Source organism: Frigoribacterium sp. Leaf415 (assembly GCF_001424645.1).
Classification (GTDB): domain Bacteria; phylum Actinomycetota; class Actinomycetes; order Actinomycetales; family Microbacteriaceae; genus Frigoribacterium.
On the sequence record NZ_LMQR01000001.1, the window covers coordinates 1,122,285 to 1,137,293 of the forward strand.

The following is a 15,009-nucleotide window of genomic DNA, read 5'->3' on the forward strand; positions in this document are numbered from 1 at the left end:
GTCGGCCTCCGTCACCCCCGTTCGTCACGCCGCTCGCGCGGCACCCCAGCAGACAGAGAACCCCATGCTCCGCGTCGCAGTGCCCAACAAGGGATCGCTCAGCGAGACCGCCTCCGCCATGCTCGCCGAGGCCGGCTACACCGGTCGCCGAGACCCCAAGACCCTGCACGTCGAAGACCCGCGCAACGGCGTCGAGTTCTTCTACCTCCGTCCGCGCGACATCGCGACCTACGTGGGGTCGGGCGCGCTCGACGTGGGCATCACGGGCCGCGACCTGCTGCTCGACTCGCACTCGCCGGCCCACGAGGTCGCGCCCCTCGACTTCGGTGGCTCGACCTTCCGCTTCGCGGGCCCTCCCGGCCGTTTCGCCGATCTGCGCCAACTGCAGGGCACTCGGGTCGCGACCAGCTACGCCGGCCTCGTCGGCTCCTTCCTCGAGAGCCACGGGGTCACGGCGACCCTGGTGCCGCTCGACGGCGCCGTCGAGAGCGCGGTGCAGCTGGGCGTCGCCGACGCCGTCGCCGACGTCGTCTCGACCGGTGCCACCCTGCGTGCGGCGGGGCTCGAGATCTTCGGGCCGGTCATCCTCGAGTCGACCGCCGTCCTCATCTCGTCCGATGCCGAGGTCGACGGCCTGGCGGTCCTGCACCGTCGCCTGCAGGGCGTGCTCGTGGCCCGGCAGTACGTCCTCATGGACTACGACGTCCCGGTCGCCAAGCTCGACGCCGCGACCGCCGTCGCCGGCGGCATGGAGTCGCCGACCGTCTCCCCGCTGCACGATCGCGACTGGGCCGCCGTCCGCGTGATGGTCCCGCGGTCCGACACGAACCAGGTCATGGACGCCCTCTACGACCTCGGTGCCCGGGCCATCCTGGTCAGCCCGATCCACGCCGCGAGGCTGTAGCCGTGGCCGCCGACGACGTGGTCGCCACCGGCGCGGCCGCCGCGGACGCGTCCCTCGCCGTCCGGGTCATCCCGTGCCTCGACGTGGCCGCGGGCCGCGTGGTGAAGGGCGTCAACTTCCTCGACCTGCGAGACGCGGGCGACCCGGTCGAGTTGGCCCGCACCTACTACGAGCAGGGTGCCGACGAGATCACCTTCCTGGACGTCACGGCCACGGTCGACGAACGGTCGACCACCTACGACGTCGTCCGGGCGACCGCCGAGCAGGTCTTCATCCCGTTGACGGTCGGTGGCGGCGTTCGCACCACCGACGACGTCGCACGGCTGCAGGCGGCCGGGGCGGACAAGATCGGCGTGAACAGCGCCGCCATCGCCCGACCCGATCTCATCGGCGAGATCGCCGACCGCTTCGGGGCACAGGCGGTCGTCCTCTCCCTCGACGTCAAGCGGTCCACCGGCACCCCGTCGGGCTTCGTCGTCACGACCCACGGCGGCCGCACCGAGACGACCCTCGACGCGCTCACCTGGGCCCGTGAGGCCATCGAACGCGGGGCGGGCGAACTGCTCGTCAACTCGATCGACGCCGACGGCACCAAGCAGGGCTTCGACCTCGAACTCGTCCGCGCCATGCGCGAGCTCAGCCGGGTGCCGGTCGTCGCGTCCGGAGGCGCGGGTCGACTCGAGCACTTCGCCCCCGCCATCGAGGCGGGTGCCGACGCCGTGCTCGCGGCCTCGGTCTTCCACAACGGCGAACTCACCGTCGGCCAGGTCAAGGACGAGCTGGCTCGGTCCGGGGCGATCGTCCGCTGAGGCGGGCCGTCACTCCTCAGAGACCGCATTCACCACGCGACACCGCACCGCACCGCACCGCACCGCACCGAGGAGCACACCATGACCGACCAGCTGACGCGTGAGACGGTCGAGCCCGTCGTCGCCCGTGCCCGGTTCGACGCGTCGGGCCTGCTGCCCGCCATCATCCAGCAGGAGGGCACGAAGGACGTGCTCATGATGGGCTGGATGGACGCCGAGGCGCTCCGCCGCACGCTCACCGAGGGGCGCGTCACCTTCTGGTCCCGGTCTCGTCAGGAGTACTGGCGGAAGGGCGACACGTCCGGTCACGCGCAGTTCGTCCGCGCCGCCGCCCTCGACTGCGACGACGACGTGCTGCTCGTCACCGTCGAGCAGATCGGCGCGGCCTGCCACACGGGGTCCCACTCCTGTTTCGAGGTCGACCCGCTCGAGCCGGCCACCGCCTCCTCGTCCCTGCCGTCCGGCGACACCGACCCCTCCGGAGGCCTCCGTGGCTGACGCCCCGATCCGCACCTCGACCACCCGGGCCCAGTTCGACGAGCGGCTGGCCGGTCATCGGGTCGTCCCGGTCGTGCGCGACATCTTCGCCGACGGCGAGACCCCGGTCGGGGTGTACCGCAAGCTGGCCGACGGCCGACCCGGCAGCTTCCTGCTCGAGTCGGCGGCCCAGGGCGGCATCTGGTCCCGGTGGTCCTTCGTGGGCGTCTCGTCCTTCGGGGTGCTCACCACCGACAACGGCGAAGCCCGGTGGATCGACTACGGCATCGACCGCGAGCGGGCCCTGGGCGACGCCACGGGCCGCCCGCTCGAGGTGCTCTCCGCCCTGCACCACCGGTGGGCCACCCCGCGCATCGACGGGATGCCGCCCCTCACCGGCGGCCTGGTCGGTTTCGTCGGCTGGGAGGCCGTTCGCGAGCTCGAGCACCTGCCCGACGTGCCGCCGGCCGAGTTCACGGTGCCCTCGCAGGCGCTCAGCTTCGTCTCCGAGCTCGTGGCCCTCGACCACCGCACGGGTGCCGTCCTGCTCGTCGCGACCGCGTTGAACGACGGCACCGACGAGCCCGACGTCCTGTGGGCCGACGCGCAGTCGCGACTCGACGACCTGCAGTCCCGCCTCGCGGCCCCGAGCGAGGCCTTCCTGTCCGACGTCGACCTGACGATCGAGGCCACGCCCACCCGACGCTCGACCGACGACGAGTACGCGCACGCCATCCAGCGGTCGAAGCAGTTCATCCACGACGGCGACGTCTTCCAGGTCGTCATCTCCCAGCGCTTCGACCACGAGGTCACGGCCCAACCGCTCGACGTCTACCGGGTGCTGCGGACGCTCAACCCGAGCCCGTACATGTACCTGGTGACGCTCGACGACGTGCAAGGCCGTCCGTACACCATCGTCGGCTCGTCGCCCGAGGCGCTGGTCAAGGTCGACGGACGGCGGGCCTACACGCATCCCATCGCCGGATCGAAGCCCCGGGGCGCGTCGCCCGACGAGGACCAGCGCTACGCCGACGAGCTCGCCTCGGACGAGAAAGAACGCGCCGAGCACCTCATGCTGGTCGACCTGGCCCGCAACGACCTGCTCAAGGTGTGCACGCCCGGCACCGTCGAGGTCACCGAGTTCATGCAGGTCGAACGGTTCAGCCACATCATGCACCTCGTGTCCAGCGTCGAGGGCGACCTCGCCCCCGGCAAGGACGCCATCGACGCGTTCCGGGCCACCTTCCCGGCCGGGACGCTGTCGGGTGCCCCCAAGCCCCGGGCCCTCGAGATCATCGACGAGCTCGAGCCGGCCCAGCGCGGCGTCTACGGGGGAGTCGTCGGTTACTTCGACTTCGCCGGCTCGGCCGACGTCGCGATCGCGATCCGCACCGTCCTCCTGCAGGACGGCGTGGCCCGCGTCCAGGCAGGCGCCGGACTCGTCGCCGACAGCGACCCTGTCGCCGAGAACCAGGAGGCGCGCAACAAGGCCGCGGCCCCCTTGCGTGCCGTCGCGGTCGCCAACGCCATGACACGGCTCCGCTGATGCCCGCTCGTCGCCTCAAGCTCACGACGATCCTGGCGGGCATCCTGCTCGCTGGGCTCGCCCTGCTGTCCTGGACGCAGGACTGGTTCCACGTCGTCGTCGCGTCACCCCAGGGTGGAGACCTGCCCCTGGACGTCGCCGGCGACGTCGCCGGTGCGCCGTTGTCCGCCCTCTCGCTGGCCAGCCTGGCACTCTTCGGGGCACTCACGATCGCCGGTCGGGTGTTCCGCGTCGTCCTGGGGGTGCTGCAGGTGGCGCTGGGAGTCAGCGTCGTCGTCACGACGGCGACGGCCCTGGCCGACCCCGTGCGCGCGTCGGGCAGCGCCGTGACGACCGCCACGGGAGTCGACGGCACCGACTCGATCCGGGGCATCGTCTCGTCGGTCGAGCCGACGGCCTGGCCCTGGCTCGGGCTCGTGGCCGGCGTGCTGGCCGCGCTCCTCGGCGTCGCCACCGTGCTCCTCGCGGGCGCCTGGCCCCAGGCCACCCGCAAGTACTCCGCGACGCGACTCGTCGCCGCAGATCCCGCGGCCGATCCCGCGGCCGCCTGGGACGCGCTCTCGGGCGGTGACGACCCGACCGACACCCCCTCGCGCCTCGACGAGGGCGGGTCGAGCCCCACCGAGCCGGGCCGTACCCGGTAGACTCGGCCCCCGTACCGACCTGATCCAAGGAGCACTGTGAGCACGAACACGACGAGCACCCCCTCCGGTGGCGACGCGCCTCTGAAGAACGCCCCGGCGAAGGTCGACCCCGGCTCGAAGGGCCGCGACACCGAGACGGCCGACGACCTCGGGCACGGCAACTCGCCCGCGGCCTGGACCGCCGTCGTCATCATGCTGGTCGGCTTCGCCATCGGCACCCTGGCGTTCTTCCTCGACGTCCCGTGGATCGTCTGGGCCTCCGCCGGCCTGGTCGTCGTCGGACTCGTCGTGGGTCTCGTGCTCAAGAAGGCCGGTTACGGCGTCGGCGGCCACCGCTACGTGCCGAAGGCCCACAACTAGGTGCTCGACGACCTGTACGCGGGTGCCGTGGCCGACGCCGCAGCACGCCGTGAGTCCCTTCCGTTCGCCGCCGTCGAGGCGGCGGCCCTCTCGCGCGAGCCCGCCCTCGACGCCCGCACCGCCCTCGCCCCGGCCGACCGCGTCAAGGTCATCGCCGAGGTCAAGCGTGCGAGCCCGTCCCGAGGCCACCTCTCCACCATCGCCGATCCGGCGTCGTTGGCCCTGTCCTACGCGGCCGGGGGAGCGAGCGCGATCAGCGTCCTCACCGAGGGCCGCAAGTTCAAGGGTTCCCTCGCCGACCTCGAAGCGGTCCGCGCCGCCGTCGACGTCCCCGTCCTCCGCAAGGACTTCATCGCCGACGCTTACCAGGTCTTCGAGGCCAGGGCGGCCGGTGCCGACCTCGTCCTGCTGATCGTGGCCGGGCTCGAGCAGCCCCGTCTCGTCGAGTTGCACGACCTCGTGCGGCAGCTGGGCATGACGGCCCTGATCGAGGCGCACTCGGCCGACGAGGTGTCGCGAGGCCTCGATGCCGGCGCCACCGTCCTCGGTGTCAACGCTCGCGACCTGACGACCTTCGAACTCGACCGTGACCTGTTCGGTCGCCTGTCCGACTCGATCCCGGCGGGCGTCACCCGCGTCGCCGAGTCGGCCGTCTCGTCTCCCGACGACGTCGCCCACTACCGTCGCTCGGGTGCCGACGTCGTGCTCGTGGGCGAAGCCCTCGTGACCCACGGCGACCCCGCCGACGCCATCACCCGCTTCCTGGAGGTCTGACCATGGCACTACGCGACGAGACGGGCCCGTACTTCGGCTCGTTCGGTGGGCGCTTCGTGCCCGAGTCCCTCGTGGCCGCTCTCGACGAGCTCGACGCGGCCTACAAGGCCGCCGCCGTCGACCCCGAGTTCGCCGCCGAGCTGACGGCTCTGCACGCCACCTACACGGGTCGGCCGTCGATCATCACCGAGGTGCCGCGATTCGCCCAGCACGCGGGCGGCGCACGCGTCATCCTGAAACGTGAAGACCTCAACCACACGGGGTCGCACAAGATCAACAACGTGCTCGGGCAGGCCCTGCTGGCCCGCAAACTCGGCAAGACCCGTCTGATCGCCGAGACCGGGGCGGGTCAGCACGGCGTCGCCACGGCCACCGCGGCCGCGCTCTTCGGCATGGAGTGCGTCGTCTACATGGGGCAGGTCGACACCGAGCGCCAGGCGCTCAACGTCGCACGGATGCGCTTGCTCGGGGCCGAGGTCGTCTCGGTCACGACCGGCTCCCGCACCCTCAAGGACGCCATCAACGACGCCATGCGCGATTGGGTGTCCAGCGTCGACACCACGCACTACGTGCTGGGCACGGTCGCCGGCCCGCACCCCTTCCCCGCCATGGTGCGCGACTTCCACAAGATCATCGGCGAAGAGGCCCGCCAGCAGGTCCTCGACCTGACCGGTTCGCTGCCCGACGCCGTCACGGCCTGCGTCGGCGGCGGCTCGAACGCGATGGGCATCTTCCATGCGTTCCTCGACGATCCCTCGGTCCGGCTCTTCGGCTTCGAGGCCGGCGGCGACGGCGTCGAGACGGGCCGTCACGCGGCCTCGATCACGCTGGGCCGCATCGGCAACCTGCAGGGCACCAAGTCCTACCTCATGCAGGACGAGGACGGTCAGACCCTCGAGAGCCACTCCATCTCGGCAGGTCTCGACTACCCGAGCGTCGGCCCGGAGCACGCCTGGCTGTCCGAGTCGGGTCGAGCCGAGTACCAGCCGATCACCGACGACGAGGCCATGCAGGCTTTCCGTCTGCTCTCGCAGACCGAGGGCATCATGCCGGCCATCGAGTCGGCGCACGCCCTGGCGGGCACGATCAAGCTCGGCCTCGAGCACCCGGACTGGACGATCCTGGTCTCTCTCAGCGGGCGTGGCGACAAGGACGTCTCGACCGCGAGCCGGTACTTCGGCGTCCTCGACGAGAAGGCGCAGCAGCTGTGACCGCGCAGGGCGCCAGCAAGGTCGGCGACGCGATCCGGGCTCGGCGAGATGCCGGGAGCGGTGCCGTCGTGGGGTACCTGCCCGTCGGGTTCCCCGACCTCGACACGAGCATCGAGGCCGCGGTGGCGATGGCCGAGAACGGCATCGACGTCATCGAGCTGGGCATCCCGTACTCCGACCCGGTGATGGACGGGCCGGTGATCCAGGCCGCGACGCAGCGATCCCTCGCCGAAGGGTTCCGCGTGCGCGACGTCTTCACGGCGATCCGCGAGATCACCTCGCGCGTCGACACCCCCGTCATCCCCATGACCTACTGGAACCCGGTCGAGCAGTACGGCGTCCAGCGCTTCGCCGACGACCTCGCGGCCGCGGGCGGTGCCGGGCTCATCACCCCCGACCTGATCCCCGACGAAGCCGACGCGTGGATGTCCGCCGCCCTGGCCGCCGATCTCGACCGTGTGTTCCTGGCAGCTCCGTCGTCCAGCGAATCGCGCCTCCGACAGGCCGTCGCGAGCAGCCGCGGCTTCGTCTACACCGTCTCGACGATGGGCATCACGGGTGCCCGCACCGACGTCGACGCAGCGGCGAGCACCCTCGTCGCCCGACTCCGCGAGGTGGGCGTCGAGAACGCCTGTGTCGGCCTCGGCATCTCCACCGCCCAGCAGGTCCGGGAAGTGCTCGAATACGCCGACGGTGCCATCATCGGTTCGGCCTTCGTGCGCGCCCTCGCCGACGGCGGGGTCGAACGCCTCGCCGAGGTCTCCGCCGACCTCTCGTCCGGCGCGGCCCCGTCCGCTTCCTGACCCCCTCGGGGCCGACGCCCTCGCGCTAGAGTCGTCATCCGTCGGGTGACCGACGCCCCGCACCCCTCCGAAAGGCACCACGCCCGTGTTCGTTCCCCTGAGCATCCCGAGCCCGTCGGCCGCCTGGCAGTACTTCGACGTCACCGCCTGGTTGAACTCGACCTTCGGGGCTTCGCTGCCCGGCTCGCTGCGCATCCACGCCTACGCCATCTGCATCCTCGTCGGCATCGTCGCGGCGGTCATCATCACGAACCACCGCCTCAACCGGCAGGGCGCCGAGAAGGGCATCGTCATCGACGTGGCCATCTGGGCCGTGATCTTCGGCATCGCCGGGGGACGCCTCTTCCACGTCATCACCCACCCGGCGGACTACTTCTCGTCGCCCGACCAGTACATCCACGTCCTGTTCGTGTGGGAAGGCGGCCTCGCCATCTACGGAGCTCTTTTGTTGGGTGCCGTGGGCGTCTGGCTCGGCTGCCGCTTCACCGGTCTGCGGTTCACGGTGTTCGCCGACGCCCTCGCCCCCGGGCTGCTCGTCGCGCAGGCCTTCGGTCGCCTCGGCAACTGGTTCAACCACGAGCTCTTCGGCATGCCGACCGACCTGCCCTGGGGCCTCGAGATCGAGTCGACGAACGCTGCCTACCCGACCGGCCTGCCCGAGGGCACGCTCTTCCACCCCACGTTCCTGTACGAGATCGTCTGGATGCTCGCCGGGGTCGCGATCCTGTTGCTCCTCGAGAAGAAGGCCCCGATGCAGTGGGGTCGGTCGCTGGCCTTCTACCTGGTCTGGTACGGCATCGGCCGCGCCTGGTTCGAGTCGATCCGCACCGATCCCAGCCTCCTGTTCTTCGGCATCCGGACGAACGTGTGGATGAGCTTCTTCGCCGTCGTCCTCGGCATCGTCCTCTTCGTCGTCGCCGCACGTCGTCACACAGGCACCGTCCCCGGCCCCTACGTGCCCGGTCGCGCACCGAGCGAGCGGGCGTCTGCTGTAGACTCCGACGACACGTACACGGAGAACGACGAACCCGAGTTGGTCACCGTCGGCGCATCGGACGACAACACCGATCGCTCACCGCGTCCCTAGGTCGTCCACTCCACGACGACCGCGGGCCCGGCGCCCCACCGTCGTGGCGCCCGATCCTCTCCACCCCATCCCGGTGCGAACGATCCGCCCGCGACACGGTTCTGTGCACGCACCCGCGCCTCGTAAGATCGAGCGCAGTCGGCCCCTCCTGCCGGCGTGCACGCCCACGGTCGCCACGAGCCGACCTCTCCCGCCGAGTCGGGGCCGCCACAGACCGCGGCCTCGTGAGGCACCTCGGGCCGACGTCGTCCCGCCCCCTGTCGGATCTCTTCGTGAGGACGGATTCCATGGCTCTCACGCCAGCACACCAGCAGTTCAGCACGGTCCCCGAGGCCAGCGGCCTCTACGACCCGCGCAACGAGAAGGATGCCTGCGGCCTCGCCATGGTCGCGACCCTCCGCGGAACCCCTGGCCACGACATCGTCGACACCGCCCTCCGAGCCCTTCGGAACCTCGAGCACCGAGGCGCCGTCGGCTCCGACGCCGGCACCGGCGACGGTGCGGGCATCCTCTGCCAGGTGCCGGACGAGTTCCTCCGCCACGAGGTCGACTTCGACCTGCCGCCGGCAGGTCAGTACGCGGTGGGCATCGCCTACCTGCCTCTCGACGAGCAGGAGCGCTCCGAGCTGAAGACGGGCATCGAGCGCATCGCCGACCTCGAGCACCTCGACGTGCTCGGCTGGCGCGAGGTCCCCGTCCGACCCGACGAGCTGGGCACTCTCGCGCGGAACGCCATGCCCGCCTTCGAGCAGCTCTTCGTCGCCAGCAGGCACCACGACGCCGACGGCGTCCCGCTCGCCGGTGTCGCGCTGGACCGCCAGGCGTTCCGGCTGCGCAAGCGTGCCGAGCGCAAGCTCTCGGCCTACTTCACCTCGCTGGGCAGCCGGACCATGGTCTACAAGGGCATGGTCACCACGTTGCAGCTGGAGCCGTTCTACCCCGACCTGAGCGACGAGCGCTTCGCGTCGAAGCTCGCCATCGTGCACTCTCGCTACTCGACGAACACGTTCCCGTCCTGGCCGTTGGCGCAACCGTTCCGCATGATCGCGCACAACGGCGAGATCAACACGGTGCGGGGCAACCGCAACTGGATGCGCGCCCGTCAGTCCCAGCTCGAGAACGAGCTGATCGGCGACCTCAAGCCCATCCTCCCGATCGTCAGCCCGGGGGCGAGTGACTCGGCGTCGTTCGACGAGGTCGTCGAACTGCTCAGCCTGACCGGCCGGTCGCTGCCGCACGCCGTCATGATGATGGTGCCCGAGGCCTGGGAGAACCAGGTCGACATCGACCCCACCCTGCGCGACTTCTACGAGTACCACTCCATGCTCATGGAGGCGTGGGACGGCCCGGCGGCCATCACGTTCACCGACGGCACGCACGTCGGTGCCACCCTCGACCGGAACGGTTTGCGACCGGGCCGCTACCTCGTCACCGACGACGGCCTCGTGGTCCTCGCGAGCGAGATCGGCGTCATCGACGTCGACCCCGCCAAGGTGGTCCGCAAGGGTCGGCTCCGCCCCGGCAAGATGTTCCTGGTCGACACCGAGGCCGGGCGCATCATCGAGGACGACGAGATCAAGCGTGACCTCGCCACGGCCGCGCCGTACGGCGAGTGGCTCGCCGAGGGGCGCATCCACCTCTCCGAGCTGCCCGAGCGCGAGCACATCGTGCACACGCCCGCGTCCGTCACCCGGCGTCAGCGCACCTTCGGGTACACCGAAGAAGAGGTCCGCATCCTGCTGACCCCGATGGCGAAGACCGGTGCGGAGCCCCTGGGGGCCATGGGAAGCGACACGCCGATCGCCGTCCTGTCGGAGCGCCCGCGCCTCCTGTTCGACTACTTCACGCAGCAGTTCGCCCAGGTGACGAACCCCCCGCTCGACTCGATCCGCGAGTCGGTGGTCACGTCGCTCAAGCTGGGCCTCGGTCCCGAGCGGAACCTGCTCGCCGCGACCCCCGAGCACGCCCGTCAGGTGATCCTGGACTTCCCGGTCATCGACAACGACGAGCTCGCGAAGATCCAACACATCGACCCGAGCCCCGGGTCCCGGAAGACGTCGACCATCCGTGGGCTCTACCGGGCGGACAAGGGCCCGCGGGCGCTCGAGAAGCGCATCGCCGCCATGTGCAACGAGGTGGACGACGCCATCGAGGCGGGCGCCGAGTTCATCGTGCTCTCCGACCGCGACTCGAACGCCGACTTCGCCCCCGTGCCGTCGCTGCTCATGATCGCCGCGGTGCACCACCACCTGATCCGCACCGAGAACCGCATGAAGGTCGGCCTGATCGTCGAGGCCGGCGACGTGCGCGAGGTGCACCACGTGGCCACCCTCATCGGCTACGGCGCGTCCGCGGTCAACCCGTACCTCGCGATGGAGACCTGCGAGAACCTCGTGCGCGCGGGCATGATCACGGGGTTGAGCCCCGAGGACGCCGTGCACAACCTGATCAAGGCGCTCGGCAAGGGCGTGCTGAAGATCATGTCGAAGATGGGCATCTCGACCGTGTCGAGCTATGCCGCGGCGCAGGCGTTCGAGGCCGTGGGCCTCAGCCAGGAGTTCGTCGACACCTACTTCACCGGCACCTCGTCGATGCTCGGCGGCGTCGGCATCGACGTCATCGCGGCCGAGAACAAGCAGCGTCACACGAGCGCCTACCCCAGCGACGGTTCCGTCATCGCCCACGAGCGGCTGGCCACGGGCGGCGAGTACCAGTGGCGCCGCGAGGGTCCTCGTCACCTCTTCAACCCCGACACCGTGTTCCGGCTGCAGCACGCCACGCGCACGCGCCGCTACGACATCTTCCGTGAGTACACCAAGCTGGTCGACGACCAGGCCGAGCAGCTGATGACGCTGCGCGGGCTGTTCAGGCTCAAGCACGGCGTGCGGCCGCCCGTACCGCTCGACGAGGTCGAGCCCATCGAGGCGATCGTCAAGCGGTTCTCGACAGGGGCGATGAGCTACGGCTCGATCTCGCAAGAGGCCCACGAGACGCTCGCGATCGCGATGAACCGCCTCGGCGGGAAGTCCAACACCGGCGAGGGCGGTGAGGACGTCGACCGACTGCTCGACCCCGAGCGCCGTAGCGCGGTCAAGCAGGTGGCCTCGGGCCGCTTCGGCGTCACGAGCATGTACCTGACGCACGCCACCGACATCCAGCTCAAGATGGCGCAGGGCGCCAAGCCCGGCGAGGGCGGTCAGCTGCCGCCGACCAAGGTCTACCCCTGGGTCGCGCGCACCCGCCACGCCACGGCGGGCGTCGGCCTCATCTCGCCGCCGCCGCACCACGACATCTACTCGATCGAAGACCTGAAGCAGCTCATCTTCGACGTCAAGCGCGCCAACCCCAAGGCCCGCGTCCACGTCAAGCTCGTGAGCCAGTCGGGCATCGGTGCCGTCGCGGCGGGGGTCACGAAGGCCCTGGCCGACGTCGTGCTCGTGTCCGGTCACGACGGGGGCACCGGCGCCAGTCCGCTGAACTCGCTGAAGCACGCGGGCACGCCCTGGGAGATCGGCCTGGCCGAGACCCAGCAGACCCTGATGCTGAACGGGATGCGCGACCGTGTGGTCGTGCAGGTCGACGGTCAGATGAAGACCGGTCGCGACGTCCTCATCGCCGCTCTGCTCGGCGGCGAGGAGTTCGGCTTCGCGACGGCGCCGCTCATCGTCGAGGGCTGCATCATGATGAGGGTCTGCCACCTCGACACCTGCCCGGTGGGCGTGGCGACGCAGAACCCCGAGCTCCGTGCCCGTTTCTCGGGCAAGCCCGAGTTCGTCGTCAACTTCTTCGAGTTCCTCGCTCAGGAGGTGCGCGAGTACCTGGCCGCCCTTGGGTTCCGCAGCCTCGACGAGGCCATCGGCCGGACGGACGTCCTCGACGTCGACCGCGCCGTCGACCACTGGAAGGCCTCGGGTCTCGACCTCGCCCCGGTGCTGGTCGGGCCGACCTTCGCCGACGACGAGCCCCGCCGCAACCACACCACGCAGGACCACGGCCTCGACGAGCACTTCGACGTCCAGTTGATCGAGCGCAGCGCCGACGTGCTCGAGAACGGCGGACACGTCGAGATCACCCTGCCCATCCGCAACACCGAGCGCGCGGTCGGCACCATGCTCGGGCACGAGGTCACCCTGCGACACGGCGAGCACGGGCTGCCCGACGGCAGCATCGAGATCAACCTCAGCGGTTCGGCCGGTCAGTCGCTCGGCGCCTTCCTGCCCTCCGGCATCACGCTGCGACTCGAGGGCGACAGCAACGACTACGTGGGCAAGGGCCTCTCCGGCGGCAACGTCGTCGTGCGCCCGCCCCGCGGCAGCGCGTTCGCCGCCGAGGAGAACGTCATCGCCGGCAACGTCATCGGCTACGGTGCCACCCAGGGCAGCATGTTCCTGCGCGGCATCGTGGGGGAGCGCTTCCTGGTCCGCAACTCCGGGGCCAGCGCGGTCGCCGAGGGCGTGGGCGACCACGCGCTCGAGTACATGACGGGCGGCCTCGCCGTCATCCTGGGCGACACGGGCCGCAACCTGGGTGCGGGCATGTCGGGAGGCACGGCCTACGTGCACCGGCTCAAGCCCGAACGGGTCAACGCCGAGGCGCTCACCTCGGGTGAACTCGAACTCCACCCGCTCGGCAGCGCCGACGTCGAGATCCTCACCGATCTGCTGCAACGGCACCTGGCCGAGACCGGATCACCCGTGGCTCAGCGCATGCTCGACGACCTCGACGCCACGGTGGCCGAGTTCGTCAAGGTGCTGCCCCGCGACTACGCCGCCGTCCTCGCCACCCGGCAGACGGCCGTCGACGAGGGTCTCGACCCCGATGGCGACGAGACATGGAAGAGAATCCTGGAGGTGACCGGTGGCTGACCCCAAAGGCTTCCTGAAGACGCAGTCCCGCGAGCTGCCCAAGCGCCGACCCGTGTCGGTCCGGCTCATGGACTGGAAAGAGGTCTACGAGCAACAAGAAAGCGGTGAGCTGCGTCGTCAGGCGGGCCGCTGCATGGACTGTGGTGTTCCGTTCTGCCATCAGGGCTGCCCGCTGGGCAACCTGATCCCCGAGTGGAACGACCTCATGTGGCGCGGCGAGGGCCGTCAGGCCATCGAGCGTCTGCACGCGACCAACAACTTCCCCGAGTTCACGGGTCGTCTCTGCCCCGCGCCGTGCGAGTCCTCCTGCGTGCTGGGCATCAACCAGCCCCCGGTGACGATCAAGCAGGTCGAGGTCTCGATCATCGACCAGGCCTTCGCCAACGGCTGGGTCACCCCGCACCCGCCCGAGCGCCTGACCGGCAAGACGGTCGCGGTGGTCGGTTCGGGCCCCGCCGGACTCGCCGCCGCCCAGCAGCTCACCCGCGCGGGCCACACGGTCGCCGTGTACGAGCGCGAGGACCGCATCGGCGGTCTCCTGCGCTACGGCATCCCCGACTTCAAGATGGAGAAGAAGCAACTCGAGCAGCGCATCGCCCAGATGCAGGCCGAGGGCACGCGCTTCCGCGCCCGGGTCGAGATCGGCCGCGACATCGCCTGGGACGACCTCCGGGCCCGCTACGACGCCGTCGTCGTCGCGACGGGGGCCACGGTTCCCCGCGACCTGCCCATCCCGGGACGTGACCTGTCCGGCATCCACTTCGCCATGGACTACCTCGTGCAGCAGAACAAGGCCGGCGCGGGCGACACGGTGGCCGACCAGATCACGGCCGAGGGCAAGCACGTCGTCGTCCTGGGCGGCGGCGACACCGGTGCGGACTGCATCGGCACCGCACACCGTCAGGGTGCCCTCTCGGTGACCAACCTCGCGATCGGTCAGCAGCCGCCCGAAGAACGCCCCGAGGCCCAGCCGTGGCCGATGTTCCCCACGCTGTTCGAGGTGTCCAGTGCCCACGAAGAGGGCGGCGAGCGGGTCTTCCTGGCCTCGACGGTCGAGTTCCTGACGAACGAGGTCGGAGAGGTGCGGGCCATCCGCGTCGCCGAGACCGAGTACGTCGACGGCCGGCGGGTTCCCAAGGCCGGCACCGAGCGCGAGGTCCCCGCCGACCTCGTCCTCCTCGCGCTCGGCTTCACCGGGCCCGAGCGCGACACCATCGAAGAGCAGCTGCGGCTCACCTTCGACGGTCGCGGATCCCTCGAGCGCGGCGCCACGTACGAGACCGGCGAGCCCGGCGTCTTCGTGACCGGTGACGCCGGTCGCGGACAGTCGCTCATCGTCTGGGCGATCGCCGAGGGTCGGGCCACCGCCTCGGCCGTCGACGCCTACCTCGAGGGCGAGACCGTGCTGCCCTTCCCGGTGAAGCCCACCGATCGGTCCATCTCGGTCTGATCCGGCCTTCCGACGGGAATAGGGTGGGAGTCGGGCTGTAGTCGTCCCACCCCCTTTCCCCCCCACACGAACGGAACAC

Annotated in this window: 12 protein-coding genes; all 12 read left to right on the plus strand. The window is 70.5% G+C overall.

Translation table 11 applies throughout. The features are described from left to right. Positions 1–64: 64 nt before the first annotated feature. The 12 genes from hisG to ASG28_RS05200 all read left to right on the plus strand — a co-directional run bounded on the left by hisG (position 65) and on the right by ASG28_RS05200 (position 14,930). Positions 65–904, plus strand: a complete 840-nt coding sequence (hisG, locus tag ASG28_RS05145; RefSeq protein WP_054146064.1) for an ATP phosphoribosyltransferase — start codon at positions 65–67, stop codon at positions 902–904. Positions 905–906: 2 nt separating this feature from the next. Beyond that, the gene (gene hisF, locus ASG28_RS05150; RefSeq protein ID WP_369814150.1) at positions 907–1,713 is read left to right on the plus strand and encodes an imidazole glycerol phosphate synthase subunit HisF; all 807 of its coding nucleotides are present in this window, start codon (positions 907–909) and stop codon (positions 1,711–1,713) included. 81 nt (positions 1,714–1,794) lie between these two features. Then, positions 1,795–2,211 (plus strand): phosphoribosyl-AMP cyclohydrolase, encoded by a 417-nt coding sequence (gene hisI / locus ASG28_RS05155; protein WP_055972730.1) that lies wholly within the window; start codon positions 1,795–1,797, stop codon positions 2,209–2,211. Beyond that, complete coding sequence (locus ASG28_RS05160; RefSeq protein ID WP_369814151.1) at positions 2,204–3,736, plus strand: anthranilate synthase component I; 1,533 nt, start codon at positions 2,204–2,206, stop codon at positions 3,734–3,736. Before hisI ends, ASG28_RS05160 begins: the two co-directional genes overlap by 8 nt. After that, complete coding sequence (locus ASG28_RS05165; protein ID WP_055972734.1) at positions 3,736–4,380, plus strand: Trp biosynthesis-associated membrane protein; 645 nt, start codon at positions 3,736–3,738, stop codon at positions 4,378–4,380. Before ASG28_RS05160 ends, ASG28_RS05165 begins: the two co-directional genes overlap by 1 nt. A gap of 81 nt (positions 4,381–4,461) precedes the next feature. Further along, positions 4,462–4,740 (plus strand): DUF6704 family protein, encoded by a 279-nt coding sequence (locus tag ASG28_RS05170; protein ID WP_055976966.1) that lies wholly within the window; start codon positions 4,462–4,464, stop codon positions 4,738–4,740. Next, positions 4,741–5,514 carry an indole-3-glycerol phosphate synthase TrpC gene (gene trpC, locus ASG28_RS05175; protein WP_055972737.1) on the plus strand — a complete coding sequence of 258 codons (774 nt, stop codon included), beginning with the start codon at positions 4,741–4,743 and terminating at the stop codon, positions 5,512–5,514. A gap of 2 nt (positions 5,515–5,516) precedes the next feature. Continuing rightward, positions 5,517–6,725 carry a tryptophan synthase subunit beta gene (gene trpB, locus ASG28_RS05180; RefSeq protein WP_055972741.1) on the plus strand — a complete coding sequence of 403 codons (1,209 nt, stop codon included), beginning with the start codon at positions 5,517–5,519 and terminating at the stop codon, positions 6,723–6,725. Further along, on the plus strand, positions 6,722–7,528 hold the full coding sequence (gene trpA / locus ASG28_RS05185; RefSeq protein WP_055972744.1) for a tryptophan synthase subunit alpha: 807 nt from the start codon (positions 6,722–6,724) through the stop codon (positions 7,526–7,528). The genes trpB and trpA overlap by 4 nt, the downstream gene beginning before the upstream one ends. Before the next feature lie 85 nt (positions 7,529–7,613). Continuing rightward, positions 7,614–8,615, plus strand: a complete 1,002-nt coding sequence (gene lgt, locus ASG28_RS05190; protein WP_055972747.1) for a prolipoprotein diacylglyceryl transferase — start codon at positions 7,614–7,616, stop codon at positions 8,613–8,615. A gap of 287 nt (positions 8,616–8,902) precedes the next feature. Next, positions 8,903–13,480, plus strand: coding sequence for a glutamate synthase large subunit (gene gltB, locus ASG28_RS05195; RefSeq protein ID WP_055972750.1), 4,578 nt, complete (start codon positions 8,903–8,905; stop codon positions 13,478–13,480). Beyond that, the gene (locus tag ASG28_RS05200) at positions 13,473–14,930 is read left to right on the plus strand and encodes a glutamate synthase subunit beta (RefSeq protein ID WP_055972753.1); all 1,458 of its coding nucleotides are present in this window, start codon (positions 13,473–13,475) and stop codon (positions 14,928–14,930) included. Before gltB ends, ASG28_RS05200 begins: the two co-directional genes overlap by 8 nt. Positions 14,931–15,009 lie beyond the last annotated feature (79 nt).

Coding starts and splice junctions, on each gene's coding strand:
- hisI (WP_055972730.1), top strand. CDS start 1,795: ATGACCGACCAGCTGACGCGTGAGACGGTCGAGCCCGTCGTCGCCCGT.
- gltB (WP_055972750.1), top strand. CDS start 8,903: ATGGCTCTCACGCCAGCACACCAGCAGTTCAGCACGGTCCCCGAGGCC.
- ASG28_RS05165 (WP_055972734.1), top strand. CDS start 3,736: ATGCCCGCTCGTCGCCTCAAGCTCACGACGATCCTGGCGGGCATCCTG.
- trpB (WP_055972741.1), top strand. CDS start 5,517: ATGGCACTACGCGACGAGACGGGCCCGTACTTCGGCTCGTTCGGTGGG.
- hisG (WP_054146064.1), top strand. CDS start 65: ATGCTCCGCGTCGCAGTGCCCAACAAGGGATCGCTCAGCGAGACCGCC.